The organism is Kaistia defluvii (assembly GCF_026343955.1).
GTDB classification, from domain to species: Bacteria; Pseudomonadota; Alphaproteobacteria; order Rhizobiales; family Kaistiaceae; genus Kaistia; species Kaistia defluvii.
Genome location: NZ_JAPKNI010000003.1, coordinates 61,376 through 85,544, shown reverse-complemented (window position 1 = coordinate 85,544; position 24,169 = coordinate 61,376). Strand labels below are relative to the sequence as shown.

Sequence of the window (24,169 nt, the reverse complement as noted above, 5' to 3'; positions counted from 1 at the left end):
TCGTCTATCTCCTCCGGCTAAACTTGGGGGGCATAAATGACAATTCGGATCGGCAGTCGCGCGGTGATCGGCTCGGGAACGCTAGTTTTGCTCCCAGGCGATAGTCAGGTAGATATACCGATCTCGGACTTTGTAGTCAGAGTGATATTCCTTGGGAGCGGTGGCCCGCCTGGCACGGAAATTAAGGTTGGATCAGCCAAGGTTCTTGAGATCTACCTGTCGAACTTCCAGAGCCCGCTCGGAACTTCATCAATCGGTGCCTTCGCCAATAACGGAAATCCATTCTCTTACGCAATTGTCGTTCATTCGATCGGCGACAATCCCGTGCGTTCCATGTCGTTCACATTCAGCGCTGGGGATTTGCCATGACATTGTCTGTGCAGCCCCAGTCGGGGCTTGTCGTCGAGAACCTGTATATGACCAGAACGATGACAGTTTACGGCATGCACGAGGGGGAAGTTGAGATGATGACTCATCTTAACACTCAAGCGACCGTGTTCTTTAGCGTGGCGTCCGGCTGTGTCTCAATCGGTGCAGGCATTTGGGTCAGTGCTGCTTTTAGCTCTGAACTCAGCCCCGAAGGCAAGGTTCTTCTGTGGGGAGGCGGGCCCGCTTTGATTGTTCTGTCGGCTGTATTTGTTGCGCTGGGCATCTGGTCCATGCGCAGCCGTGGGTCGATGTTGGAGAAGATCAGGCGACAATCTCGAGTGTCAGCCCCCCAGGCTTAGCTTTCCAATCGACCGGGTTATTGAAGGCGCTGCTTCGGCGGCGGATGATTCTATGCGCGATGTTGATCCCGCTGAACTGGCTGCAATTCAGGCCGGCACCGTCGTCGCTCGCACGCTCGTGTCCCTGACGGTCAAGAACCGACTGACCGGCAACCCGGTCCCGCTGGGCTTCTGGATGGATGCCGGCCCGGGCGCCTTCAATGTCGTCAACCCGCGCACCGGCGCGACGGAGGCGCGGTCGTTCCTCGGCGACGCGCTGATCAGCGTCGGCGAGATCCCGCTGATCTCCGACATTTCCGTGCGCGAGGTCGAGGTGGTGCTGTCGGCGATCGATGACAGCGTCCAGGAGGCCGTGCGGACCTATGACGCGCGTAATGCGCCGATCGAGATCCACCGCGTCTATCTCGACCCGGTGACGATGGCGCAGGTGGCGCCGGCGCGCTGCCGCTTCCTCGGCCAGGTGGACACGGCGCCGATCGAGACGGCGGCCGAAGGCGGCGCTTCCACCGTGACGTTCTCCTGCACGTCAACCACGCAGGAACTGCGCCGCAAGAACCCAGACGTCGCCTCGCATGAGAGCCAGATCCTGCGCAAGGCGGATGACGACTTCTATCGAGATACCGGCGTTGCCGGCGACTGGACGCTGTTCTGGGGCAAGAAGCAGGCGAAGGTGAAGCAGACATGACCATCCAGCGTCGTGACGACTGGCGGCCGGCCCTGCATGAGGCGATCGAGACGACCCGCCGCGAACCCTTCCGCTGGGGCGAGCGCGACTGCGCCCTGTTCGCGGCCGACTGCGTCAAGGCGATGACCGGGCATGATCTCGGCCTCGGCTTCCGCGGTGCGTATGAAGATGCGGCCGGCGCCATGAAGGCGATCCGCCGTGCCGGCTTCCAATATCTGCCGGATGTCGTCGCTGGCTTCTTTGAAGAGATCCATCCGGTTCGTGCCGGCGTCGGCGACATCGCCGCGATCGAGACGGCCGAAGGCTGGTCGCTCGGCGTCTATGGCGGCCCGCGGGTGACCGTGCTGCGGCCGGACGGCCTCGGAAGCGTCGATCGCTCCATGGTGACCAAGGCCTTCCGGGTTCCCTGACATGCGCTTCATCATGCTGATCATCACCGCGCTGGTGTTCTTCGCCGGCGCGATCGAGCCTGCCCAGGCCCTGCCGATCGGCGCCGCCATTGCCGGCTTCATCGGCCTGACCGGAACGCTGGCGACCGTCGTCGCCGCCGGCATCAATCTAGCCGTCGGGCTCGGCTTGTCCTATCTGTCGCAGACCTTGTTCGGCAAAAAGCCGCAGCAGGGCGTCGGCGGCATGTCCGGCAAGCTGCAGAGCGGCGGCGCCGTGCCTCGCAGCTTCATTCTCGGTCGCGCCATGACAGGCGGGAAGCTGGTCTATGCCGGCACCTGGGGCGAGATCGACAACACCCCGAACGCTTATCTGTCGATGGTCATCGCGCTTTCGGATCTTCCGGTGCAGGGCCTGGCCGAGATCTGGGTTGGCGGCGAAAAGGTGACCTGGGACCCGAACGCCACGCCTGGCGGCATCGGTATCGCGATCCCCGAATATCGCAACGACAACAAGAACCACCTGATGGTGCGCTTCTACGATGGTCGCCAGACCACCGCCGACAGCCTGATGGTGGAGAAGTTCGCAGGCTCTGCGCACCCCTACCTCAGCACGCGGGTCGGCAAGGGTGTCGCCTATGTCGTGATGACTGCGCGGCTCAACGACAAGCTCTGGTCGGGCCTGCCGCAGTACAAGTTCGTCGTGGACGGCATCCCGCTCTATGACTGGCGCGCGGATAGTTCGGCCGGCGGCGACGGGCCCCAGCGTTGGAGTGACCCCACGACCTGGACCTTCTCCGACAACCCCGTCGTTCAAGCATACAACATCGGTCGCGGCCTCCGCTATGACGGAAAGTGGTTCTTCGGCGGCCAAACAGTTTCTGCGGCGCAATGGCCGATTTCGGTCGCGACCGCTGCCGCCAACGAATGCGACCGCATGGTGGCGGCTATTGGCTCGGGCACCGAAAAGCAGTTCCGCGCCGCCGGCGAAATCACGCTCGACGCATTCCCCTCCGACGTCCTGTCGGAACTGATGAAGGCCTGCAACGGCCGTCTCGCCGAGGTCGGAGGGGTCTACAAGCCCCATGTCGGCGCTGCTGGATCAGCTGTGTTCGCCTTCACCGATGCCGATATTTTGACCTCGGACAAGCAGTCGTTGGAGCCGTTCCCGTCGCTTGACCAAGCCGTCAACGCGGTCACTGCGAAGTATCTCGAGCCCGGCGAGGGTTGGGTGCAGAAGGATGCGCCGCCGCTCTACTCGCTGACGCTCGAGGCGGACGATGGCGGGCGCCGGCAGGCGGTCGATGTCGACTATGCGCTCGTCTTCTCCGGGACGCAGGTGCAGCGGCTGATGAAGTCGGCGCGGGATGAATCGCGCCGGTTCCGCCGTCACAACCTGCCCATGCCGTCCTACTGCTCGATCTTCGAGCCGAACGACTTCGTGTCCTGGTCGAGCGACCGGAACCGCTATGCCAACAAGCTCTGGCGCATTGATGCCGTGCAGGATCTGCCGAGCCTCAACAGCGGTTGGACGCTGACCGAGGTCGATCCCAGCGACTACAACCCTGGCGCCCTGACGCCGATTGTCATTGCGCCGACGCTCAACCTTCCGCCCGCCTCGCAGATCATCATCGACTGGTCAGCTACGCCGGTGGCGATCAATGGTGACCAGGGCAGCCAGCGCGCCGGCGTCCGGCTCGCCTGGGATCCGAATGTCGACGACGTCGATGGTGTGCAATTCGAGATCCGGCTGGCGGTCGACGGGACCGTCATCCTGCAGAGCGAAACCGACCGATACGATGCGGGCTCAATCCTGATTTCGCAGAACATCCTGGGCCGCACCCAGTATCAGGCCCGCGGTCGCTATCGGCCCAGCTCGCCGCGCGACACCTCCTGGTCGGGCTGGCTCAATGTCCTGACCCCGGACGTCGCGGAGGGGATGACGCAGCAGCAAGCCTATGAGTTGTCGCTGATGACCGGCGACGCTCGCGGCTCCATGCAGGAACTGCAGCGGCAGCTGGACGAGGTGATCGACCGGATCGCGCTCGATGGGGCCGAGAGTGTCGGCGCTGGCTACATCCAGCGTGCGGCCATACGCGGCGATCTGCAGGCCTCGATCCAGCAGGTGACGCAGGCGTTTGCCACTGCCGATTCCGCCGTTGCGTCTCAGGTGACGGCGATCAACGTCAAGGCCGACCAGATGTCAGCCGGCGGCTTCGTCAAATTCGCGGCGACCGCGGCGCCGAGCGGTGTCGATGTCCGGTTCCAGATCTTCCTGAATGCCGGGACGGTTGGCACGCCGAACTGGAAGGAAGCCGGCATGCTGCTCGACATCGTCGGCGGTGTGTCGCGCTGCACGTTCCTGGTCGACCAGTTCTCGATCGGCGACGGTACCACCCGTGTCGTCCCCTTCGCGATCGTCGGAGGTGTCGTCTACATGACCGGCGTCGTGATCCGGTCCACGAACAGTGTCTTGCAGCTCGATCTCAGCGGCGAAAACCTGATCTTCTCGGAGCCCTGATGGCCCTCAACCCTCGCCTGTTCGCAGGTCAGCTATCGCCGGGCGACTGGCGCGCCCGCGTGTCCAAGCCGGGCTTTGATGCCTCCGATCCCAACCTGACACGGGAGAAACTCGACTTCGACACGGCGTGGCCGTTCGCCGGCAATATCCATGCTGTGGCAAGCGAGAGGATATACAGCATCACCGCGAACCAAAGTCCGGGCCCGGCCAATTTGAGTCCGCGGACCCTGTATTTCCCGGCATTGCCCTATGTGCCCTGCGTGAAGATCTTCCTGTCGAACGGCAGCACGATCTACTGGCGCGAGGACATCGGGCCGAATGCTCCTGGCACCGGCTCGCTCACCTATGAGGCCTATAACGACCGCGTCGTGATCTATGCCCAGTCGGGCCAGTTTCGTTTCGCCCATTATGTCTGTGCCGTGGTGTTCAAGATTCCGGCGCGGGATCTCGGCATGGTCGGCAACGATCCCCACCCGTTGGCGCGGATGTTGATCGGCAAACGAGGCTCCGACTATGGCCTCTACGTGTCACGTCCGGGCTTCGACGTCCGAACATGCGCCAAGGCCCAGATGGCGTTCAGTTCGGACGACGACTTCACGGTCATCAACGCGACCTTCGCCCCTTCCAGCAGCCGAAGAGGCGTGGCGAACAGCCCGACCGACAACGTCTACACGGTGATCCGCTTCGACTACAGCTGGAAGGGCTATTACCCGATCATCTTCTTCTTCGGGACATTCAATGGCGCCCAGAACGACCAGGTCTACACCCTGCCATCGGACAAGGAGGTGAACACCTGGGGCTTTTCCTATCCGATGTCCGGCTTCATCACATCGCCTTCACCAGGCGCGGGAGAGGTGTGGATCCGGCGATGGGGCAGCGAAGCCTGGGGCAACGTCTCGATCATCGTCCTGGACGTCCCCGCGCCATCGGATTGATCCATGCCAACCAAACGCGGACATCTTGGCAAGCGCGGCTCGAGCTTCGTCATCCAGTTCTCCAAGCCCGGCTTTGATGTCGATACGGCGCCGCCGGAGGGGCTCGTCTTCGACAGTGGTACCCAGCGGCTGCGGCCGCTGGTGTCGGGCATCACAGCCGCTCTGCCGACCGGCAACACCAATATCCCGTTGCCGAAGACGTTCCTTGGCCTGCCGCTGATCCTGGTCGACATGTTCTACGGCACGAACGGCGTTCGGGGGCCGGGGCGGGGGTTCGAGGTCACCTATCGTCGTTCCAGCAACGTCTTCACGATCAACAATGGCACGGCCGGCGCGGTGTTTTCCTACCACGTCTTTGACAATGAGATGACCTGATGCAGTTGTTCTATCACGACGACGACGGCCGGATCACAGGTGGGGTGAGCGGTGCTTTCAGCCCCGACGACCTCGACGATCTGCGGACGCGGGGGTTTTCGTTCCTGGTCGTGCCGGACCGGGCATCCATGACGACCAACTATGTCGTCGAAGGCCAGCTCGTGCCGCGACCCGTCGCCGATATCCGCATCGACCGCATAGAGATCCCTGCCGATAAGCGCAGCAAGGTCAAGATCACCGGCCTGCCGGTGCCATGTGTCGTGCAGATCGATGACCAGGCCCTGACGGTCGACGACGGCATGCTCGAGCTGACGGCCGAAATGCCGGCCGCCTATTGGGTATCCCTCGACTGCTTCCCGTACATGCCCTGGTCGGCCGAGATCACGGTCACCTAGCCGGAGCCATCCGCCTTGAAAATCCGTCTGACGAAGAACCTGGAGCCGCTCCGGGCGAGCGCTCTCGCGCGCCTGGATGAGATGGCGGGCGAGCAGCTGCACCCGCTGACGTCGTCACCAATCGCGGCGCTCCGGGCGCGGAAACTGGCCGAGGCGAAGCGGGTGCTAGGCGGTGAGGGCGGCGCCCCGATGTTGACCGCGGAGGCCGTGGCGAAAGGGCTCCCCGTCGCGGAGCTGGCGTCGAGCGTCGTTGCCAAGGCGTCGGCCGATGCAGCCGCCCTGACAGGGATCGAGACCCGGCGCCAGTCCACGCAATCCGCCATCCGATCGGCGCCGCATCCGGCGGCCATCGAAGCCGCCCTCGAGGAGTTCCTAAATGGCTGACAGCACCTATCACGCCGGCTCCATTTCGGTTGCCGCCGGCGGCTTGGCCGTCACTGGCACGCTGACGGCGTTCCTGAGCCAGGTGAAGCCCGGCGACACGCTGATGCAGGGCGACGGCTTCGCCGTGGTCGAGACGGTGCCGAGCAACACCAGCCTGACGCTGGCGCTGCCCTGGAACGGCACGATGCTGACCGACGAGGAAGACTATCGGATCCTGCGCACCGGCGTTGGCTGGCATTCCGCGGTGGAGATCAACACCCGCCTGACCGCGATCGTCGCGGCGATCGAGGCGGGACGCGGTTTCGATCCCGACGCCACGGGCACGCTGACCGATCGCGCGGCCAATGACGATGCGGCCAAGGGCTTCATCTTCGTCCGCACCGACGTCGTGCCCTTCCAGATCTACATCAAGGCCAGCGCCACCTCGGGCGACTGGGCGGGCCCGACCAGCATGCAGGGCCCCCCCGGCACGCCCGGCGTACCTGGCGCCACCACCGCCGACGTACTCGCCGCGCTCGGCGTTCCATCCATCACCATCAGCACGAGCGACCCCACCGGCAGCGCGCCGGAAAATGCTCTCTGGCTCAAAGTCCCAGCCTAGAAAGGACCGGACATGGAAACGATCCGCATCAACGAAGATCTGATCGAAATCGGCGGCAAGGCACGCGTTGAGCGTGGCCCTGCCAAAAAGACTGGCAAGGCGACGGAGAAGCTGCTCGCGAATGACAGAACCGCCGCGCATTACCAGCTCGGTGTACGCGACGCTGCGGGCAATCTGATCGAGGCCGGCAAGCCGATGACCTATCTCGATTGGCTCGCGCCAAAAGGCTTCTACGTCTACGCGCTCGTCGACGAGAGTTGGGTCGAGGACAGCTTCTTCGGTGCGGCGGATGAAGCCGCTGCCATCACTCGCGCCACCGAGATCGCCGCCGCCTGATCGGCCATTCCTTCCGACCTGAAAGACTTATGTCATGCCCTATTTGAATGACCGGGTGCTCGATCTCGGCTTGAACGTTCTCGATACAGAGGCCGACAAGATCACCGTCTGCAATGCCGAGCCCGCAACCTTCACCGCGGCGAACGCCACCAATGCGCTCGGCAGCAAATCCTTCTCCGTCGGCGCAGCGTTCGGCTCGCCGGCAGCCCGCGCAGGCGGCCGCAAGGTCGCCACTACGGCGATCTCCGACGGCGTTATCGCCACCACCGGCTCGGCATCGCACTGGGCCGGCATCGATACCGTCAACAGCCGCCTTCTCGTCGCCCAAGCGTTGACAGCATCGCAGCCGGTGACGGCCGGCAATGTGTTTACGCTCGCCGCCATGGACGTCTCTCTGCTCGGTCCGGCCTGACCTTCTCCATGCGAGGATAGATGCTCGGATCATCCCCTCTCGGCTCTGTCCCGCTTGGCCGACAGGCGCCGAGCAACATCGTCGCGCTCTCCGGCGTTGGCGTTGTCTCTGCCAATGCCCAGATCGCTACGGCAGCGCTCGGCCAGCGCCACGGGCTTATCGGCGCCGGTGTCACATCGGCTTCTGCCGTCATTGGGGCGGGAGCGCTCAGTCAGATCCATGCCCTCAATGGCGCTGATCTGGCATCCTCGGCGGCGTTGATCGGTCTCGGAAGTTTTAGCCAGCGTCACGCTCTGGTTGGGCTCGGGATCGAGTCGGCCCAAGCCGTGATCGGGCAAGGTGCGCTCGGTGTCGCTGGTGTGGCCCTTATCGGGCTGAGTGTCACTAGCGCTCCGGCCGTGATCGCGACAGCGGCGCTCGGCCAGATCCACACTCTTTCAGGGGCGGGCCTGGTGTCCGCCCTCGCGATGGTCGGTGCCGGGACGCTCGGCCAATTGCATCTGTTGACGGGTTTGCCCGTCATGGGCGCCCCCGCCGTCATTGGCCCGGCGTCGCTGGCGGAGTTGGTCCCGCTGGTCGGACTGAGCGTCACCGGCGCTCCGGCCGTGGTGGGCAGCACCGTCCTCCGGCAAATCCATGCGCTTCTCGGCCAGCCGATCGTCTCGATGCCTGCCACGGTCGGCAGTTCGGCTTTCGGCCAGATCCACGTTCTGCAGGGCAACGACGTCCTGTCTCTGCCGGCGCAAATCGCGCTCGGGCTGATCGGCGGCAGCCTCTACTTCGTCAAGCGCGGCGGCATCGCCGTACCGGCCAAGCTGTTCGTCCGCAAGGGCGGAAGCTGGAAGCCCGTCACGCAGAGCTGGATGAGCCGCTCCGGCGCCTGGCGCACCAACTACCAGTAAGGATTGACCATGGCTTTCGTACTGAAAGACCGGGTGCGGGTGAACTCCGCGACGACCGGAACGGGCGCTATTGCGCTCGGCGCTGCCGTGGCGAATGCGGCAAAGGGCTACTACCGCACCTTCGCGGCTGCCGGCGTCGCCAATGGCGACACGGTGCCGTACCTGATCGAGGACGGAGCGAACTGGGAAACGGGCATCGGCACCTATGCTTCGGCGGGAACGGTATTGGCCCGCACGGCCGTCATCAACAACAGCGCCGGGACAACGGCGCCGATCAACCTTTCCGGCTCTGCCGAGGTGGCGATTGTCCTTACGGAAGCTTGCATCGCCACGCTGGCCGAAGCCCAGGCAGGGACTTCGAGCAAGCTGCTGCCTGCATCCTTGGTGAACGTCGCGCGCACGTGGACCGCGCCGCAGCGATCCACGCCGGTGCCGATCGAGTCAGGCACCTCGATGACGGCGGACCTAACGCTCGGGCAGGATTTTGACATTGCCGCGTACAGCCATCTCGGCACGCTTAGCTTTTCCGGCATGGCTTCCGCCATCGGTCAGAAGGGCTGCATTACCGGCAAGAATGCATCGGGGTCGCGGACGCTCGGCTACGGCTCCGGCGCCAACCCGGTCGGTTCCTCGTCCGCGCCGCCTATCCCCCCGAACCTGAACGACCGGTGGCGGATCGACTATCACGTGCGCCTGGACGGTACTGTCGACTACAGTGTTTCCAGCGTGGGGGTTTGACCCATGCTTTCGGATAGCATGCTTCTTGGCGCTGCCAGGTGGAGGTTGAACCGACGCATACTTGCGGTCGCCCACACCACCTCGCCTTTCGTCACACTCTACGACTGGTCTACCGGCTCCCCCATCAAAATGACCAACCCCGCCACTCTTCCGACAGGAAACGGGCGCGGCGCCGGCTGGTCGCCCGATGGTCGATATCTCGCGATCGCGCACACGACGACCCCGTTCATCACGATCTATGACTGGCGCTCGGGCGTGCCGGTGAAGATCGCGAACCCGGCCACACTGCCTGGCGGTAACGGACGATACGTGGCGTGGTCGCCTAACGGTCGATACATGGCCGTCGCCCACAACACGTCGCCTTGGCTAGCAATCTACGATTGGGCTTCAGGTGCTCCGGTGAAGGTCGCAAATCCGGCAACCCTACCGGCCGGTGTAGGCAATGCTGCAGCATGGTCTCCTGATGGTCGCTATCTGGCCATCGCCCACGCCGTCGCTCCGTATGTGACGATCTATGACTGGTCTTCCGGAGCGCCCGTGAAGATCGCAAACCCGGCGGTGGTTCCTCCCACGGTAGGCTCTCTCGGCGGCGCATCCGGCGCCACCTGGTCTCCTGACGGGCGGTATCTCGTGATCGCCCACGACCAGTCGCCATGGATGCTGATCTACGATTGGATCACCGGTGTGCCGGTGCAGTCGAGCAACCCGTCGTCGCTTCCCGGCTCCGATGGCCAGTCCGCCGAGTGGTCACCGGACGGACTGGATGTGACGGTGGGCTTCCTGAATTCGCCGTACATGGCGATCTACAATTGGTCGACGGGGAGCCCCGTTCGTCGTTCCAATCCTGCGACTTTACCGACCGGCACAGTGGCTGGTTCTGGGTGGTCCAAGGACAATCTGTTCCTTGCTCTCGCGCACTCGTCGCCCCCATACGTCACCATCTACGATCTGACGGGGGGCTCTCCCGTCAAGCTGGCCAACCCCGCCGCCCTGCCGACAGGCAACGCCATTAAATGCTCGTGGAGTCCGTTCTGATGGCCCAGCTCTTCAAGGAAGTGTCCCCGAATGTTTTCAGCGCGTGGAGCGCATCCGAAAGGATCAACGGGGATCTGTACTCCGAGAACATCGCCGAGCTTTGGCCTGATGCAGAGCTAGCCGCCCTCGGGCTGTTTCGACCCGCGCCTGCCGAAGATGTCCCTGCCGGCATGGAAGTCGTGTCGTCCAGTGTGCAGCGGGTTTCCGGGGTCGTGCGCTTCGTGAACGTCACGCAGCCTGCCAAGATTGACCCCAGCGCGATCGACGTCGAGCGGGACCGACGTCTGGCCGCCGGTGCTCCGATTGCGCTGTCGTCGGGGGCGTCATTCCTCGCCCAGGTCGACGCCAAGTCTCAAGGGATCATCGGCAACCTGGCACTGGGCGCGACGATAGCGGCCCTCAACAATCGCGCGTTCTCGGCAGCTTTCCGAGACGCTGCCAACAATATGCATGCGCTGAACGCGGCGGAGGTGGCCGAGTTGGGGCAACAGGCTTTGGCCTTCGTCGCGGCCGTCTATGCCTCGTCATGGGCGATCAAGGATGCTGCCGATATTCCATCTGACTATGCGGATGACACCCGCTGGCCTTAGCCCGCACAAGGAGCGGACGGCCCGGAGCGCGCAAACGCTCCGAACTGCGGGATAAGGTGGGCACCTGAAGCCCCGCACGACGCCAAGAAGCTCAACGTCACGTCCGCCGCTGCTGTGCACAGCCCGCGGAACATGACCGATCTGAGTAAACGAACCATGGAAATGGAATTCCGGCCGGTTGAGCCGGTCTCGCCTGTCGCCGGCTATATCGGCGGCAAGCGCAATCTCGCGGCCAGGCTGGTCGCGATGATCGATGCGGTCCCGCATGTCACCTATGCCGAGCCGTTCGTGGGCATGGGCGGCATCTTTCTGAAGCGGGAGCGGGCACCTAAGGCGGAGGTGATCAATGACATCAGCGGCGACGTTGCGGGGTTCTTTCGGGTGCTCCAGCGCCACTACGTCGCTTTCCTCGAAATGCTGCGCTACCAGATCACCAGCCGGCGGGAGTTCGAGCGGCTCGCGCTGACGGATCCGTCGACCCTGACGGATCTCGAGCGGGCGGCGCGATTCCTCTACCTGCAGCGCCTGGCCTTCGGCGGCAAGGTTCGCGGCCGGAACTTTGGCGTGTCGCCGGAACAGTCGTCCCGCTTCGATGTCACGAAGCTGGGTCCGATCCTCGAGGCGGTCCACGAGCGCCTCGCCGGGGTGGTAATCGAATGCCTGCCTTATGGCGATTTCATCACGCGCTATGACCGGCCGGGGACGCTGTTCTATCTCGATCCGCCCTATGTCGGATCCGAGGACGATTACGGCAAGGGTGTCTTTGGCCCCGAGGATTTCGTGACATTGGCCACGCAGCTGCGGTCGATCGCCGGCGGATTCATCCTGTCGATCAATGACACGCCGGAAGTGCGTGCGGCCTTCGAGGCCTTCGCGATCGAACGGGTCGAGACGACCTATTCCATCGCGTCCGGGCCGGCGCAAACCGTCCCCGAGTTGATCATCAGTAACGAGCGTGGCGTGCCGTCACCCCAGCGGGGCATGCCGCTCTTCGAAAGCCTCGCCAGCGCCTGAGCTGACGGCAACGCACCACTCACCACTCACCACCTTTTCACAACGCGGAGACAAGACATGACGCGCGAGATCTCGGGCGATGGCATCGCCATGGTCAAACGGTTCGAGGGCTTCAAGCCCAAAGCCTACCTGGATACCGGCAAGGTTCTCACGATCGGATACGGCCACACGTCCGATAGCAACTATGTGGTGAGACCCGGCGCGGTCATCACGGAAGCGAAAGCCGAGGAACTGCTGAAGCAGGATCTTCGGGAAGCGGAAGAGACCGTCAGCCGGCTGGTCAAGGTGTCGCTGAACGACAACCAGTTCGCCGCGCTCGTCTCCTTCGTCTTCAACATCGGCGAGAAGCAGTTCCGCGGCTCGACGCTGTTGAAGAAGCTGAACAGGGGCGACTATGCCGCCGTCCCGTCCGAGCTGCTGAAGTGGGTCAACGACAACGGCAAGCGCATCACCGGCTTGGTGAATCGACGCAATGCCGAGGGCGGCCTCTGGGTGAAAGGAGCGTTCGTCTCGAGCGCCTCGGTGCCGGCCGCCCCGCCCAAGGCAAATGTTCTTACAAATCCGGCAGTCCTGATGCCTGCGGCGACCGCCGCCGGCACGGTGATCGCCGCAGCCAACGGACCTGGTCCTATCGCCTATGCCATCGGAGCGGTGATCGTCATCGGAGCCGCGGTCGCCGCCTTCCACTTCATTCGCCAGGCCCTGCAGGCATCGTCGTGATCGCCTGGTTCTTCGCCACACGCGCCGGTCGCTATATCGCGGCCGGTGGAGCTTTTGTGCTGGTCGTGGCCGGCTTCGTGCTGAAGCTGCTCGCCATAGGCCGCGCGCAGGAAAGGGCGGCCCAAGCGCACGAGAACGAAGTTGCCGCCCAAGACCGAAAGGATCTTGAGAATGAGATTGACGCTCTTGGCCCTGCCGATTTGGACCGCCGTGCTTCTCGCTGGCTGTCAGACGCACGGCGGCGGTGACTTCTGCCTCGTAGAGAAGTCCTGGCGGATCTCGACCGGCGCCTATGAAGCCCTGTCCAAGCCGCAGAGACAGGACTTCGTCGCACACAACGAGTTTGGCGAGAAGCATTGCGGCTGGAAACCGTCGCCATGATCATCGCGCGCATCGCCACCGGCATCACCAAGCACCTGCCGGCGCGGGCCTCGGAATGGGCGCTCGCGCTGATCCTGATGATATGGGCTCTCAACTGCATCTTCACGCCCGCCTATCTCGAGCGGCCTGCCTGGGTGTGGCTGGCCGACCATGGATCGCAAGGGCTCTGGGGCGGCGCGGCCTTCGGCATTGCCGCACTTCGCCTGGTGGCACTGATCATCAACGGGACTTTCGCCGATACGGCCTGGTCGCGGCGATCGCCACATGTGCGGGCGGCGATGGCGTTCCTGTCCTGCTTTTTCTGGCTCAGCCAGTCGCTATCCGTTTGGGTGACTGAGACGACAGCGACCGGCCTATCCGCCTCGGCCGTCTTTTTCGCGCTCGACATTTACAACATCGTCCGGACCTCGACGGACGCCCGGCATGCAGACGAGGCCTGGAAACATGGACGCAATGCCTGATGTGTCGTCGCTGCCCGACTGGCTTCGCTCGATCCTCTATGTCGGCGGTCTGCTCGGCGCCGCTTTTGCCTGCTTCGTGGGATATTTCATCAAGGGGAAGGCTCAGCCGACCGACGACCTGGTGATCACGGCCGCCTCGATCGCCGATACCAAGCCCATCAAGGAACTAGTCGAAGAGGTGCGCGGGCTGGGAACTGCGTTCCGAGCATGCACCGCGGCGATCGAGGATATCCGCGACCTGATGCGCGACGCGGCCGATGAGGCGGAGATCGAGCGCCGGGCGGAGGAGAAGGCGGAGGCAAAGTTGCAGCGGATCCTGAAGCGGCTTCCAAGCGGGCACAACAAGTAGGCCTAACCTTGCCGATAGGCACTTCAAGTCTGAACCCTGGCATGTTCCAGCAGAGCATTTTCACTTCAGTAGGTTAAGAACCGCCGCGACGAATCCCATTTCTTCCTTCTCGATAGACGGAGCGTTTAGGTCCATCATGCCGTTGTAAACCTGATATCTGCCGATCGACCCACAGAGTTCTACGGACATTCGCCCTGAAGGACGACCCGCATGAAGTAGCATTACCTTGGGCGTATCATACCTTGCTCCATAGACGATCGCTTGGTTGACATCATTTCTATCAGGAGACTTTGGGGCCGGTTTGTATTTTGCATCGATTATTAAAGCGGTTCGGCCGTTCACTTCGATGACTATGTCTGGTGTCGCATCCGGATTGCTGCTTCCGGCTGGTACAGAATTGTATAGCGACAATTTTGCTCCGGTCGCCCCATCCTTGTTGCCATCCTTTACGGCTATCTCTTGATACCGAGCCAGCCCCTCGCCCAGGACGTGGCGCATATAGCTCTCAAAAACGGTCGCCATATCGATCAAAATCGAAGGTAGTTCAGCTATGCCGCCGGAATGGCGTATGGAAAGCCCCCGGTCGGAAACAATCAGCAATGCCGTAATCAGCGCGTCGGTATATTGCTCATGATGCGCGGGCAATCGCTTAAGATAGCTGGCGACGGCCAAAGGGGTGACTTCGGAGGCGGATGCCGGTCTCACGTCTCCTAGACGAAGCAGCGCTGTTCGTATTTGAAGTGTGCGAGCCCGCTGGCTCTGGTCTGGCAAGCCAAGGTTCCGCACGAATAACTTCTCGAACGCATACCGCAGCATGCGGTTCGGACCGAAATCTGGTGTTCGGCGAAAGCTGGAGGACTTTGCAGTCGGTCGGCCGGACCTAGCCGTTAGCCACTCCGTTTCAAAAGGCATGATGCGGCCGCTTGGGTTGGCGCTGATCCTGGTGTCGCGATTGTATGTTTTAATTAGTCCGTGTTCCCAGATTCGGTCGAACGCGAGCAGAAATTGGTCAGCTAGAATGTCAAACAGAGCCTCTGGGCGATCCCCGGTGGATGCGAACAGGCGCTTGTATTTTTGGAGGACCGAGGGAGCATACCCTGCCGCCATCGCGACAAGTCTCTCAAGATTGCCAACCGGAACGCGGGTCGAAACCTGGAGGGCGTATTTATCATTTATCGGGATATATCCGACCCACCCCCCGCATTGAATTGAAGGGCGGGTCTTATGGTAGGTCAAGCGAAACCGATTGAGGACATCGTCATAGACGTCGAGGGTTCCGTCCGCCTGGACAACTGTTGGTGGCAGAAGGACGGTCTCATGCTCCAGTGCTTTGATGAGGATGCGCTCGTGAAGCAAAGGTGAGGCTGAACCGCTACCACTGAGAGTTTGCTCCAGCGCGGATAGTCCAAGCATCCTAGGTAGCTTCGGCAGCGGCGGGCGCCTGATCCGGAGCGCCCGGTGTTGGCTCTGCTGCTAAGCTAGCCTGAGTAAACAAACCGTCCCAATGCTTTACGATCCTATTAAGAGTAACCCTGTCCAGACGGCATGTTTTCTTAAAAAAAGGCAGAAGACTGAATTTCCAAGCGCGTTGCGCGCTTAGCTCGTCGGTGCACCCCAAGAAGTAAGCATGGCCGAGGTGCAACATTTCGTCATCAAGGCTTTGCACAAATTCGAAAAATCCGACAATCTTAGCAGATATTTCTGGTTCTGCTTGCTTCAGCAATAATATACGTTTCAGCTCTACGCTGCTTGGTGGCATTTCGATGCGGGCAAATCGCCGTTCTAACGCTACATCGAGTTCATCAACCCCTTTATCCCATGGGTTCATTGTTGCCAGTATGACAATATTAGGCGGAATAATCATGGAGTTCCCAGACGATAGAGTGAAACTATGGCCTCTCTTGTCTGATTCTATGTATGTCAATCCTTCGCCAAACACGCGTGCCACGTCGCATCTACTGATTTCGTCGATTAAAAGAACATAAGTCGTTTCTGGCTGTTCTAATGCGTCGTCGCACAGCAAAAGAAATGTCTTCTTCTGTAACTGAAACCCCCCGCCCTCCTGGGGGCTGAAGCCTTCCATGAAGTCTTCATATTGATAAGAGGTGTGAAACTGCACGATCCGAATGGCGTCTACATCGCCCGAGATCGCTAGCGCGGCACGCTTTGCATACCAACTTTTTCCGGTGCCTGGAGGGCCGGAAAATATGACACCGGCAAATCCCATTTTCAACGCGGCCCGCACTTCGATGAGCACCTCGTCGTTTTCCGGAAGAGCGGTGATCTCTGCCTCTCCGACTGTCTGGCCTCTCGAGCTCGCAGGCTTAACCCCTAGGTCCTCTAGGGTGAGGGCGCGCACTCGGTTGCGGGTGACACTATCCATGAAGGGTGGCCTCACACGTTCAGTTCAAGATCCGCTGAGTCATAATCAGCGCTGTCGTCAAAAAAAAGCGTGTCAAAGACCTTTCGCTCAACCGGGTCTTGAGCCGACAATCCAAACTCCTTGCGAAAGAGCGCAACTACGGCATCTACTCGAGGCTGGGATAGATGAAATCCATAGTCTCGATAGATAAAGGCCGATAGGGCGACAATGGGCACTTTTGAAGCTACTAGGCTGCCTAGAGCCAATGCGGCGTGATTTGCGCGCAACCCATAAATGGCACTACGTCCGCTGCCAGAGACTTCTATGACGTCTATCAGCTTACCCTTCGAACGAAGGGAGCTGGGCGCATAAGAACCCGCAACATTGGCGTTGAAGGTTTCGAGGCCCTGCCCCCGCGATTTAAATGGCCGGACGTATGGGGCATTTTCGGGCGCCCCTGCTGCCCGCATATACAGATCGTGAAACGCGGTAATGTCCGCGGATTTTACGGGCAACGGGGCTTTTTGTTTGGTGGCCCGCAAAATAGCAAGATAGCCGGCAAAATGCTCGTGAATCTGAAGCTGCGTGAGGCCGTCAATCGATCGCTTAACCGCTGCCTTCGTAAAAACGTAAGTGTTGAGTTCAGTCGCCACCACCACGCTGTGTAAGCCTTTCAGACTCAGTTTTCTGAGCAAGGTCTACACCGATAGCGCTCCGTCCGATATCCCCGGCTGCCCGAAGCGTCGTTCCGGTCCCCATGAATGGGTCCAGCACGATGCCTGGCCGGAAGGGCGCGCCACAGCCGCAGTCCGTCCAGCCGACCGTCTCGCGCTTTGCAAAAGTGAACTCTCGAAAGTACCCCCCCAACGCGGCCTTCGCTTCTGCCGCTAGGACCTTGACCGTTGCGGAGTTTCTTCCCGTCCCGGTCTGAACCCGCATCGCCTTGCCGGCGTCCGAGATGCCAGTCGCCTGAATCGCGGCGATATGCTGAGCGGTCAGTCCTTTTTCTTGCGCCAGTTCCATCGCACGCTTCGCCTGCGGTCTTGATGTATCAAGTTGTGAAGTGCGACGGACTATGCGCTCACGCGGTTTGCCGCAATGAGTGCAAACCTGTTCGGGGCACGCGAGCGTCAGAATGCGTTCCACGAGTTCTGTAGGATAGGGTGCCAAGTGCGCGCTCATGTCGCGCTTGAGGCCAATCTGCCAAACGTCACTCGGGCCTGTGCCGTTACCGTACTTTTCTGCATAGCCGAACTGATCGTAGTAATAATTCCTTCGTCTTGCAGCGAAATGAATAATGTACTCATGCCGACTCTTGAGCCGATCCTTGGCTGGATCTGGCATGCCGGCATCCTTCACCCAAATGATTCGATTTCGAACGGTCCATCCCGCATCCTGGGCGGCAATCTCGAGCCGGCCAGGTGTGTTTGCCAGAGATCCCTTATGATAGGTATCTCCTATATTTATGAAGACCGATCCCCATGCCGGCAAGATGGTCTTCCAGTTCTCCATGCACTCGAGCAGGCTTGCGACGAACGCGTCAGCCGACGGTTCCTGGCCGATTTGGTCGGTAACGCCGTAATCGCGCTTTAGCCAATAAGGCGGAGAGGTAACGACAATATCTGCATCCCCGGTGCGCAGCGGTACGCGTCTAGCGTCGCCAAAGAGCTTTTTGCAAAAGGGTGCCGTGATGTGAAGCTTCGAAGGATCGCTACCGTCAGGGGTGGCTCTGCGCTGAATTTCATTCGACGGAATAACGTAATTCATTCGGTATCGTCCCTCTGGTGCGCCCAGCTAGCCGGTGGTGTGCCGCCCATTCGATATCGTCCAGCGTCAACGCCAAACTTCAGTGACGGTAGCTCATTTGAACTGGGTCGTCGAGGGGGGTAAAAATAGGCGCTACGGCGCTGTGCTCTCGGTTACTGAACCTACAGCAAGACTTTTGGCGCGCCCGAAGAGATTCGAACTCCTGACCCCCAGATTCGTAGTCTGGTGCTCTATCCAGCTGAGCTACGGGCGCCTGTTGACGGTCGTGTGGGAGGGGAGCTCCGTCTCGCGAAGTTCCAACCCCACAGGTCATCAGTGAGCGATCTGGTATCGTCTTTCCGTGCTATCCGCAATCCCCGGAAACCGAAACCCCCACCTTTCATCGCAAGTGGGTCTGGCGGACGGCGCATCAAGCGAAGGCTCTGGCAGACATGGTAGTCGCTTCAGCTCCAAGAGCGTTCCTCCGCTCGTCACTAGCCACTTTTACGGCTGATCGCCCCGTTGGAGTGAATACCACCTCGAATGCGGCAAAACCTCTCGGCAAATCTGATAGCCAGCAGCTCCGCACTTTATTCCCAAAGCGTTCTGCAACAGCTGAGTATTCTGGACCATCTCGTTCTCCTGCCCTTCGCTCGCTGATGTTCCCATTATGTTCTCACCTTGAGAAAAGTCAATGAGACTAGGAGACGGCCCCTAGTCTCATTGAGGGGTATGCGCAGGCGACGGTATGACATGGGGCTCAAAAGGTGCGGGGAGCATCTGAAATTCCGCAATGGAATCAAATAGGGCAAAACCCCCGCACCTTTGGGTTAAGCCGTTGATCCTATTCACTTGCCAGGGCCCCTTCCGGGACACCACTTCTATCGCTTTGAGTTAAGCTGCTGCTGGAAATGCGGCGTGCCACGCGTCACACGTGATTGGCATCGTCATCCGCGGGGGAGCCCGCGCTCGATGACATTGCATCCGTCTGCGTGCGTACCATCACTACGCCATCGCGCCGGCACGCGAGCCGGTGTGGTCGATCGACGTCCCCCTGCCTGGTGGAGACCGGCAAGCATCCGGAAGCGGAGCCTTACGCGGCTGCGCGCAGCAGCATGCCAAAGAGGTCGCGCGGGTCGTCAGGGTCGGCGAGAAGGTCGAGCTCTTCGTAGAAGGCCGTACCCGCCAGCTTGTCGCGGACATAGCGAAGGGCCGAGAAGTCCTCGGTGGCGAAGCCGACGGAGTCGAAAAGGGTGATCTGCCGTCCATCGGTTCGGCCCTGGACTTCGCCGAGGATGACGCGCCAGAGCTCCGTGACCGGATGGTCGGGCGAAAGTTGCTGGATCTCGCCCTCGATGCGCGTCTGCGGCGGGTATTCCACGAAGATGTCGGCGCGTCGCAGAATGGCGGCCTGAAGCTCGGTCTTGCCCGGGCAGTCGCCGCCGACCGCGTTGATGTGGATCCCCGCGCCGACGAGATTGTCGGTGAGGATCGTCGCATTCTGCTTGTCGGCCGTGACGGTGGTGACGATCTCGGCGCCTTGTACCGCCTCCTCCGTCCCATCGCAGATCGCAATGTCGAAGCCGAAGCCCCGCAGGTTTCGTCGGCATTTTTCGCTGGCCGCACGATCGATGTCGTACAGGCGCAGGCGATCGACGCCGATCAGTGCCTTCATCGCAAGGGCCTGGAACTCGGCCTGCGCGCCGTTGCCGATGATCGCCATGGTCCGCGCGCCCTTGGGCGCCAGGTGCCGGGCAGCGACGGCGGAGGTGGCGGCGGTGCGCAGCGCGGTCAGGATCGTCATTTCGGTAAAGAGAACAGGATAGCCGTTCGCGACATCCGCCAGGACGCCGAAGGCGGTCACGGTCTGGCGACCGTCGCGCGTGTTCTTCGGGTGGCCGTTCACATATTTGAACCCGTAAGCCGCGCCATCGGACGTCGGCATCAACTCGATGACCCCGTCGGGCGAATGGGCGGCGACGCGCGCCACCTTGTCGAAGCTCTCCCAGCGCCGGAAGTCGTCCTCGACATAGGCGCAGAGCTCGAGAAGAAAGCGCTCGATGCCGATCGACAGCACGAGCTTCATCATGTGGTCGACGCTCACGAAGGGAACGACGTTCAGCTTGGGAGTCATGACTTTCGTCTCCACTTTCAGGCGGTCAGGCGAACGAAGCCGCGGCCCCGGAACGCTCGGCGAGATGGATGCCCGCCAGCATGCAGCGCACCGACCCGCCCGCGAGTTCGACCGTCGGGACGTCGAGGGCCAGCAGCGGCGTGACGGCTTCGATGCTTTCGCGCTGCGCCGGCGTCAGCGAGGCGGCCGCGCGCGACGAGATCGCGAGAAACCGCCCGCTGCTGCCTCGAAGTTCGAGCGCATTGCCGGCGAACTCGCCGATCTGCGCGTGGCTCAGCGGCACGACGATGCGACCGGTTTCCTCCAGCCGCGCCCGGATTTCGGCCCGGCGCGCCTCTCCAACGATCGTGTCGAGCCCGACCAGCGCAATCTCGGTGCCGACGCACATGATGACGTTGGTGTGGTAGATCTTCGCGCCGTTCGCATCGGCGGCTTCGAACAGCATGGGCTCGAAGTTGAAATGCGTGCAGAAGCGTTCCAGCGCGACCTCGTTGGTGCGGTTCGAGCGCGCCGCATAGGCGATGCGGCCGATATGGTCGAACACCATCGCACCCGTGCCTTCCAGGAAGACATGGTCGGGCTCGAGGCCGGAATAGTCGATGACGTCCTGCACACGGTAGCGCTGCTTCAGCATCTCGATGACGTCGGAGCGGCGCTCGCGGCGCCGGCTCGGATTGAACATCGGATAGATCGCGACATGCCCGCCGGCATGGGTCGAGAACCAGTTGTTCGGAAAGACCGAGTCCGGCGTCGCGGTGCTCTCGTCCTCGAAGAGATGGACGGTCACGCCGGCTTCGCGCAGGCGCCCGGCCATGCGCGTTACCTCGTCGAAGGCCGCTTCGGCGATCTCCCCGCGCGTACGGAAGCCGTCCGCCGACTGGAAGACGTTGTCCGCGGCCGTCTCGGGATTGGGCGTGAAATGGTGGGGTCGGATCATCACGACGCCGGATGGCGCCTGGGCTGCGAAACCGCTCATGGCACTCGATTCAGAAGGCTTGGGGTAGGCTGGAAAGACCCCAGCATAGGCGAGCAAAATGCTGGTCGAAATGTCAGTAATGGCAAAAAATGCGTGCTATGCTACGCAGATTGTCAGTAGGTTTCGGACGTTTTGCATGTATCAGCTCGACGAATTCGATCGAAAGATGATCGACGTCCTGCGCAGTGACGGACGCGCCCCCGTGTCCAAGCTCGCCGACATTCTGGGCGTCACGCGCGGCACGGTGCAGGCGCGCATCGACCGACTTCTGGATAGCGGCGCGCTGCTCGGCTTCACAGTGCGCGTGCGGCAGGACCATGATGCCAACGCGATCCGCGCGGTGATGATGATCGAGGTGGCGGGCAAGTCGACCACGGCGATCATCAAGCGCCTGCGCGGCATGCCGGAGCTTCATTCGCTGCACACAACGAATGGAAGCTGGGATCTGATCGCCGAGATCCGCGCTTCCTCGCTGCACGATTTCGACCGCGTCTTGCGTGAGGTCCGCCAGATCGACGGCATTCTCAACAGTGAGACGAGCATTCTCCTCAGCTCGGTCTGAACGCGAAACGGCCTCCCGCGCGGATACGCGGGAGGCCGTGCAAGCGCAATGACGATGAGGGGCGATCAGGCCTTCTGGCGGGCGATCAGGCCGAGCGCCGTCGTGATGACGCGCGCGAAGGTCAGGGCGCCGATGCCGTCGACGTCGCGCTCCGGCATGAACTCCACGAAGTCGACCGCCGCGATCCGACCGCGCGCCGCCGCGCCCCGGATGAGGTCTGTGATTTCGTCATAGGAGAGGCCGCCGGGCGAGCGGCCAATGACGCCCGGAACCAGGGATGGGTCCATCGCGTCGGCATCGACGCAGACGATGATGTCGCTTCCCTCGGGAATGAGGTCCAGCGCCTTCTGGACGCCCGACCGGTGGAGTTCGCGCGCTGGAACGAAGGACACGCCCCATTTCACGGCATCCTCATAGTCGCTCGTCGCGGCCGAGCCGATGCCCCGCGCGCCGACCTGCACGATGCGCTCGACATGCGCCATCTCGGAGGCGCGGCGCATGGTGGAGGAGAGACCCATGCGCTCGTCCATATGCGTTTCACGCCAGTCGATATGAGCGTCGATCTGGAGAATGGTGAACTTGCGGTCCCCGGCCATGTCGCCGATCGCCTGAAGCATCGGGATCGGGATGGAATCGTCGCCACCGAGCAGCACCGGAACAGCGTTGCGCTCCAGGATCGCGCGCACCGCGCCGCGGATCGCGTCCCGATTGGCGGCTCCGTCTGCTTCGTCGAAGGGAAGGTCGCCGCAATCCACCGCGCGAAGGCGCCGCTCGGGGAAGACCTGGCCGCCAATGTCAAAGTCGTGGCGTTCGAGATTGGCCGTAAGCGATGCCGTCGCGCGGCGCAGCGCGTCCGGCGCGTTGCGGCAATAGGCACCGACGGCGCGGTAGGGCGTCGCGCAGGGAACGCCGAGGATCGCGATCGGCGCGTCCAGAGTGGCGAGGTCGTCGCAGGCATCGAGGCCGAGGAAGGTCGAGGTTTCGCCCGCGCCGAACAGGGCGCCGAGATCGGGCTTCTGGTTCATGGAAGGATGATCCTTGCTGGAAAAGGCGCGGTCAGAGCCGCGCCTGGAGGTAGCCGGCCCAACGGTGCTGGGCGAACTGGAAAAGCAGGACGAGCACGAGCGTCAGCACGAGATAGATGGCGGCCGCCGTCACATAGGGCTCGAACATGATGTAGTAGTTCAGCGCGATGTTGCGGGCGACGCCGGTAACTTCCAGCAGCGTCACGGTGCTGGCGAGCGACGTCGCGTGGAGCATCATCACGGTCTCGTTGCCATAGAGCGTCAGCGAGCGCGTCAGCATGGCCGGCAGAAGGATGCGCCGCGCGCGCGTGAAGGGCGACATGCCATAGGCGCGCGCCGCCTCGATCTCCCCCACCGGCAGATGTCGAAGGCTGCCCGCGAAGATCTCCGTCGTGTAGGCCGTCGTGTTCAGCACGAAGGTCAGGATGACGCAGACGAGCGCACTCGACAGCCAGGGCCAGAGGAGGCTTTCGCGCACGAGATCGAACTGCGCGAGCCCGTAATAGATCAGGAACAGCTGGACGAGGAGCGGCGTGCCGCGAAACACCAGCGTATAGAGGGCGATCGCATTGCGCAGGAACGCGTTGTGCGAATTGCGCCCGAGCGCCAGCGGCATCGCCAGAACGAAAGAGATGGCGAGCGAGGCGACGGTGAGGAGCACCGTCAGCTTCGCGCCCTGGGCATAGAAGCCGAGATTCTCGACGATGATATCCCAGCTCATCGGGCAAGTTCCTTCACGCCAAGCTCGTAGCGCCTGGCGGCGCGGGAAAGGAGGAAGAGCGAAATGGCGGTGACCGCGAGATAGAACCCGCCGGCGAGAGCGTAGAAGGTGAAGGGCTTGGCCGTCGCCTCCGCCGCGCCCTTGGCCCGGAACATGACATCCTGGAGGCCGAGCAGCGAAACGAGCGCGGTCGCCTTGGCGAGCACCAGCCAGTTGTTGGTGAAGCCGGGCAGGGCGAGGCGCATCATCTGCGGCAGGAGGATGCGCCAGAAGATGCGGAACCGTCCGAGCCCATAAGCCTCGGCAGCCTCGAGCTGGCCTCTGGGAATGTTCATCAGGGCGCCGCGAAAGGTCTCGGCCATATAGGCGCCGAAGATGAGCCCCAGCGTCGCGGCCCCCGCCCCGAACGGGCTGAACTCGATATAGACGTCGTAGCCCCAGTCCTGCGCTGCCTGGCTGAGCAGCGCGGGCAGGGAATAGAAGACGAGAAGCATCATGACGAGGTCCGGGATGCCTCGGACCACGGAGGTATAGAGCGTGGCGGTGATGCGCAGCGCCCGCGAGCGGGAAAGCCTCGCGAGCGCTGCCGCGATCCCGATCACGACGGCCAGTATCAGGGATACGAAGGCCAGCGACAGGGTGATCCACCCCGCCGCCAGCACGGATATGACATAGCCGCCGAGCATCGATCCGCT

General features: G+C 62.2%; 31 protein-coding genes and 1 tRNA gene. 22 read left to right on the top strand and 10 right to left on the bottom strand.

Features of this window, described 5'->3' with window-relative positions; translation table 11 throughout:
* Positions 1–36: 36 nt before the first annotated feature.
* The 21 genes from OSH10_RS08355 (at position 37) to OSH10_RS08255 (ending at position 13,948) form a co-directional block, all read left to right on the top strand.
* A complete protein-coding gene (locus tag OSH10_RS08355) occupies positions 37–369 on the top strand; it encodes a DUF6864 domain-containing function (RefSeq protein WP_266331254.1) in 333 nt (110 codons plus the stop codon).
* The gene (locus OSH10_RS08350; RefSeq protein WP_266331253.1) at positions 366–728 is read left to right on the top strand and encodes a hypothetical protein; all 363 of its coding nucleotides are present in this window, start codon (positions 366–368) and stop codon (positions 726–728) included. The genes OSH10_RS08355 and OSH10_RS08350 overlap by 4 nt, the downstream gene beginning before the upstream one ends.
* A gap of 52 nt (positions 729–780) precedes the next feature.
* Positions 781–1,413, top strand: a complete 633-nt coding sequence (locus tag OSH10_RS08345; RefSeq protein ID WP_266331252.1) for a hypothetical protein — start codon at positions 781–783, stop codon at positions 1,411–1,413.
* The gene (locus OSH10_RS08340) at positions 1,410–1,823 is read left to right on the top strand and encodes a DUF6950 family protein (protein WP_266331251.1); all 414 of its coding nucleotides are present in this window, start codon (positions 1,410–1,412) and stop codon (positions 1,821–1,823) included. The genes OSH10_RS08345 and OSH10_RS08340 overlap by 4 nt, the downstream gene beginning before the upstream one ends.
* A 1-nt stretch (position 1,824) precedes the next feature.
* A complete protein-coding gene (locus tag OSH10_RS08335; protein WP_266331250.1) occupies positions 1,825–4,320 on the top strand; it encodes a phage tail protein in 2,496 nt (831 codons plus the stop codon).
* Between the two features lie 59 nt (positions 4,321–4,379).
* Positions 4,380–5,255: a hypothetical protein gene (locus OSH10_RS08330; RefSeq protein ID WP_266331249.1), complete on the top strand. Its 876-nt coding sequence runs from the start codon at positions 4,380–4,382 to the stop codon at positions 5,253–5,255.
* A 3-nt stretch (positions 5,256–5,258) separates the two neighbouring features.
* Complete coding sequence (locus OSH10_RS08325) at positions 5,259–5,630, top strand: hypothetical protein (RefSeq protein WP_266331248.1); 372 nt, start codon at positions 5,259–5,261, stop codon at positions 5,628–5,630.
* Positions 5,630–6,025: a hypothetical protein gene (locus tag OSH10_RS08320; RefSeq protein WP_266331247.1), complete on the top strand. Its 396-nt coding sequence runs from the start codon at positions 5,630–5,632 to the stop codon at positions 6,023–6,025. The genes OSH10_RS08325 and OSH10_RS08320 overlap by 1 nt, the downstream gene beginning before the upstream one ends.
* 15 nt (positions 6,026–6,040) lie before the next feature.
* Entirely contained in the window at positions 6,041–6,409 is a 369-nt protein-coding gene (locus OSH10_RS08315; RefSeq protein ID WP_266331246.1) for a hypothetical protein, read from the top strand.
* A complete protein-coding gene (locus OSH10_RS08310) occupies positions 6,402–7,010 on the top strand; it encodes a hypothetical protein (protein ID WP_266331245.1) in 609 nt (202 codons plus the stop codon). The genes OSH10_RS08315 and OSH10_RS08310 overlap by 8 nt, the downstream gene beginning before the upstream one ends.
* 12 nt (positions 7,011–7,022) lie before the next feature.
* Entirely contained in the window at positions 7,023–7,346 is a 324-nt protein-coding gene (locus OSH10_RS08305; RefSeq protein ID WP_266331244.1) for a hypothetical protein, read from the top strand.
* A gap of 34 nt (positions 7,347–7,380) precedes the next feature.
* Positions 7,381–7,758: a hypothetical protein gene (locus OSH10_RS08300; RefSeq protein WP_266331243.1), complete on the top strand. Its 378-nt coding sequence runs from the start codon at positions 7,381–7,383 to the stop codon at positions 7,756–7,758.
* Positions 7,759–7,778: 20 nt separating this feature from the next.
* A complete protein-coding gene (locus OSH10_RS08295) occupies positions 7,779–8,660 on the top strand; it encodes a hypothetical protein (RefSeq protein WP_266331242.1) in 882 nt (293 codons plus the stop codon).
* Between the two features lie 9 nt (positions 8,661–8,669).
* A complete protein-coding gene (locus tag OSH10_RS08290; RefSeq protein WP_266331241.1) occupies positions 8,670–9,398 on the top strand; it encodes a hypothetical protein in 729 nt (242 codons plus the stop codon).
* A 129-nt stretch (positions 9,399–9,527) separates the two neighbouring features.
* Complete coding sequence (locus tag OSH10_RS08285; protein ID WP_266331240.1) at positions 9,528–10,433, top strand: WD40 repeat domain-containing protein; 906 nt, start codon at positions 9,528–9,530, stop codon at positions 10,431–10,433.
* Positions 10,433–11,023, top strand: a complete 591-nt coding sequence (locus OSH10_RS08280; protein ID WP_266331239.1) for a DUF4376 domain-containing protein — start codon at positions 10,433–10,435, stop codon at positions 11,021–11,023. The genes OSH10_RS08285 and OSH10_RS08280 overlap by 1 nt, the downstream gene beginning before the upstream one ends.
* Positions 11,024–11,185: 162 nt before the next feature.
* A complete protein-coding gene (locus OSH10_RS08275) occupies positions 11,186–12,037 on the top strand; it encodes a DNA adenine methylase (RefSeq protein WP_407660699.1) in 852 nt (283 codons plus the stop codon).
* A 57-nt stretch (positions 12,038–12,094) separates the two neighbouring features.
* Positions 12,095–12,757, top strand: a complete 663-nt coding sequence (locus OSH10_RS08270) for a lysozyme (RefSeq protein ID WP_266331237.1) — start codon at positions 12,095–12,097, stop codon at positions 12,755–12,757.
* A complete protein-coding gene (locus OSH10_RS08265) occupies positions 12,754–13,005 on the top strand; it encodes a hypothetical protein (RefSeq protein WP_266331236.1) in 252 nt (83 codons plus the stop codon). The genes OSH10_RS08270 and OSH10_RS08265 overlap by 4 nt, the downstream gene beginning before the upstream one ends.
* 129 nt (positions 13,006–13,134) lie before the next feature.
* Positions 13,135–13,599, top strand: a complete 465-nt coding sequence (locus tag OSH10_RS08260) for a hypothetical protein (RefSeq protein ID WP_266331235.1) — start codon at positions 13,135–13,137, stop codon at positions 13,597–13,599.
* Positions 13,592–13,948 carry a hypothetical protein gene (locus tag OSH10_RS08255; RefSeq protein ID WP_266331234.1) on the top strand — a complete coding sequence of 119 codons (357 nt, stop codon included), beginning with the start codon at positions 13,592–13,594 and terminating at the stop codon, positions 13,946–13,948. Before OSH10_RS08260 ends, OSH10_RS08255 begins: the two co-directional genes overlap by 8 nt.
* A gap of 60 nt (positions 13,949–14,008) precedes the next feature.
* Here OSH10_RS08255 and OSH10_RS08250 read toward each other — a convergent pair whose 3' ends face one another.
* The 7 genes from OSH10_RS08250 to ctlX all read right to left on the bottom strand — a co-directional run bounded on the left by OSH10_RS08250 (position 14,009) and on the right by ctlX (position 21,166).
* Positions 14,009–15,361 (bottom strand): 5-methylcytosine restriction system specificity protein McrC, encoded by a 1,353-nt coding sequence (locus OSH10_RS08250; protein WP_266331233.1) that lies wholly within the window; start codon positions 15,359–15,361, stop codon positions 14,009–14,011.
* Position 15,362: 1 nt separating this feature from the next.
* Positions 15,363–16,331, bottom strand: a complete 969-nt coding sequence (locus OSH10_RS08245; protein WP_266331232.1) for an McrB family protein — start codon at positions 16,329–16,331, stop codon at positions 15,363–15,365.
* An 11-nt stretch (positions 16,332–16,342) separates the two neighbouring features.
* Entirely contained in the window at positions 16,343–17,005 is a 663-nt protein-coding gene (locus OSH10_RS08240) for a hypothetical protein (RefSeq protein WP_266331231.1), read from the bottom strand.
* Positions 16,953–18,077 (bottom strand): DNA-methyltransferase, encoded by a 1,125-nt coding sequence (locus OSH10_RS08235; protein ID WP_266331229.1) that lies wholly within the window; start codon positions 18,075–18,077, stop codon positions 16,953–16,955. Before OSH10_RS08235 ends, OSH10_RS08240 begins: the two co-directional genes overlap by 53 nt.
* Before the next feature lie 176 nt (positions 18,078–18,253).
* A tRNA-Arg gene (locus OSH10_RS08230) sits at positions 18,254–18,330 on the bottom strand.
* Positions 18,331–19,149: 819 nt separating this feature from the next.
* The gene (locus tag OSH10_RS08225; RefSeq protein ID WP_266331228.1) at positions 19,150–20,190 is read right to left on the bottom strand and encodes an ornithine cyclodeaminase; all 1,041 of its coding nucleotides are present in this window, start codon (positions 20,188–20,190) and stop codon (positions 19,150–19,152) included.
* A 25-nt stretch (positions 20,191–20,215) separates the two neighbouring features.
* Entirely contained in the window at positions 20,216–21,166 is a 951-nt protein-coding gene (gene ctlX / locus OSH10_RS08220; protein ID WP_266331227.1) for a citrulline utilization hydrolase CtlX, read from the bottom strand.
* Positions 21,167–21,302: 136 nt separating this feature from the next.
* Here ctlX and OSH10_RS08215 point away from each other — a divergent pair, with 136 nt between their 5' ends.
* Complete coding sequence (locus tag OSH10_RS08215) at positions 21,303–21,728, top strand: Lrp/AsnC family transcriptional regulator (RefSeq protein ID WP_266331765.1); 426 nt, start codon at positions 21,303–21,305, stop codon at positions 21,726–21,728.
* Positions 21,729–21,793: 65 nt separating this feature from the next.
* On the opposite strand, the gene OSH10_RS08210 is transcribed toward OSH10_RS08215, so the two are convergent.
* Genes OSH10_RS08210 through OSH10_RS08200 form a run of 3 tightly spaced genes read right to left on the bottom strand, consistent with a single transcriptional unit; the run spans position 21,794 to position 24,160 of the window.
* Positions 21,794–22,753, bottom strand: a complete 960-nt coding sequence (locus tag OSH10_RS08210) for an arginase family protein (protein WP_266331226.1) — start codon at positions 22,751–22,753, stop codon at positions 21,794–21,796.
* Between the two features lie 31 nt (positions 22,754–22,784).
* Positions 22,785–23,474: an ABC transporter permease gene (locus OSH10_RS08205; protein WP_266331225.1), complete on the bottom strand. Its 690-nt coding sequence runs from the start codon at positions 23,472–23,474 to the stop codon at positions 22,785–22,787.
* Positions 23,471–24,160, bottom strand: a complete 690-nt coding sequence (locus OSH10_RS08200; RefSeq protein WP_266331224.1) for an ABC transporter permease — start codon at positions 24,158–24,160, stop codon at positions 23,471–23,473. Before OSH10_RS08200 ends, OSH10_RS08205 begins: the two co-directional genes overlap by 4 nt.
* Positions 24,161–24,169: the final 9 nt, after the last annotated feature.

Excerpts from the sequence above, each read along its gene's own strand:
- OSH10_RS08200 (WP_266331224.1), bottom strand. The coding sequence starts at position 24,160 with ATGCTCGGCGGCTATGTCATATCCGTGCTGGCGGCGGGGTGGATCACC.
- OSH10_RS08320 (WP_266331247.1), top strand. The coding sequence starts at position 5,630 with ATGCAGTTGTTCTATCACGACGACGACGGCCGGATCACAGGTGGGGTG.
- OSH10_RS08215 (WP_266331765.1), top strand. The coding sequence starts at position 21,303 with ATGTATCAGCTCGACGAATTCGATCGAAAGATGATCGACGTCCTGCGC.
- OSH10_RS08355 (WP_266331254.1), top strand. The coding sequence starts at position 37 with ATGACAATTCGGATCGGCAGTCGCGCGGTGATCGGCTCGGGAACGCTA.
- OSH10_RS08210 (WP_266331226.1), bottom strand. The coding sequence starts at position 22,753 with ATGAACCAGAAGCCCGATCTCGGCGCCCTGTTCGGCGCGGGCGAAACC.
- OSH10_RS08260 (WP_266331235.1), top strand. The coding sequence starts at position 13,135 with ATGATCATCGCGCGCATCGCCACCGGCATCACCAAGCACCTGCCGGCG.
- OSH10_RS08255 (WP_266331234.1), top strand. The coding sequence starts at position 13,592 with ATGCCTGATGTGTCGTCGCTGCCCGACTGGCTTCGCTCGATCCTCTAT.
- OSH10_RS08205 (WP_266331225.1), bottom strand. The coding sequence starts at position 23,474 with ATGAGCTGGGATATCATCGTCGAGAATCTCGGCTTCTATGCCCAGGGC.
- OSH10_RS08325 (WP_266331248.1), top strand. The coding sequence starts at position 5,259 with ATGCCAACCAAACGCGGACATCTTGGCAAGCGCGGCTCGAGCTTCGTC.
- OSH10_RS08310 (WP_266331245.1), top strand. The coding sequence starts at position 6,402 with ATGGCTGACAGCACCTATCACGCCGGCTCCATTTCGGTTGCCGCCGGC.
- OSH10_RS08275 (WP_407660699.1), top strand. The coding sequence starts at position 11,186 with ATGGAATTCCGGCCGGTTGAGCCGGTCTCGCCTGTCGCCGGCTATATC.
- OSH10_RS08250 (WP_266331233.1), bottom strand. The coding sequence starts at position 15,361 with ATGCTTGGACTATCCGCGCTGGAGCAAACTCTCAGTGGTAGCGGTTCA.
- OSH10_RS08290 (WP_266331241.1), top strand. The coding sequence starts at position 8,670 with ATGGCTTTCGTACTGAAAGACCGGGTGCGGGTGAACTCCGCGACGACC.
- OSH10_RS08300 (WP_266331243.1), top strand. The coding sequence starts at position 7,381 with ATGCCCTATTTGAATGACCGGGTGCTCGATCTCGGCTTGAACGTTCTC.
- OSH10_RS08305 (WP_266331244.1), top strand. The coding sequence starts at position 7,023 with ATGGAAACGATCCGCATCAACGAAGATCTGATCGAAATCGGCGGCAAG.
- OSH10_RS08235 (WP_266331229.1), bottom strand. The coding sequence starts at position 18,077 with ATGAATTACGTTATTCCGTCGAATGAAATTCAGCGCAGAGCCACCCCT.
- OSH10_RS08295 (WP_266331242.1), top strand. The coding sequence starts at position 7,779 with ATGCTCGGATCATCCCCTCTCGGCTCTGTCCCGCTTGGCCGACAGGCG.
- OSH10_RS08245 (WP_266331232.1), bottom strand. The coding sequence starts at position 16,331 with ATGGATAGTGTCACCCGCAACCGAGTGCGCGCCCTCACCCTAGAGGAC.
- OSH10_RS08335 (WP_266331250.1), top strand. The coding sequence starts at position 1,825 with ATGCGCTTCATCATGCTGATCATCACCGCGCTGGTGTTCTTCGCCGGC.
- OSH10_RS08225 (WP_266331228.1), bottom strand. The coding sequence starts at position 20,190 with ATGACTCCCAAGCTGAACGTCGTTCCCTTCGTGAGCGTCGACCACATG.
- OSH10_RS08280 (WP_266331239.1), top strand. The coding sequence starts at position 10,433 with ATGGCCCAGCTCTTCAAGGAAGTGTCCCCGAATGTTTTCAGCGCGTGG.
- OSH10_RS08270 (WP_266331237.1), top strand. The coding sequence starts at position 12,095 with ATGACGCGCGAGATCTCGGGCGATGGCATCGCCATGGTCAAACGGTTC.
- ctlX (WP_266331227.1), bottom strand. The coding sequence starts at position 21,166 with ATGAGCGGTTTCGCAGCCCAGGCGCCATCCGGCGTCGTGATGATCCGA.
- OSH10_RS08345 (WP_266331252.1), top strand. The coding sequence starts at position 781 with ATGCGCGATGTTGATCCCGCTGAACTGGCTGCAATTCAGGCCGGCACC.
- OSH10_RS08340 (WP_266331251.1), top strand. The coding sequence starts at position 1,410 with ATGACCATCCAGCGTCGTGACGACTGGCGGCCGGCCCTGCATGAGGCG.
- OSH10_RS08285 (WP_266331240.1), top strand. The coding sequence starts at position 9,528 with ATGACCAACCCCGCCACTCTTCCGACAGGAAACGGGCGCGGCGCCGGC.
- OSH10_RS08350 (WP_266331253.1), top strand. The coding sequence starts at position 366 with ATGACATTGTCTGTGCAGCCCCAGTCGGGGCTTGTCGTCGAGAACCTG.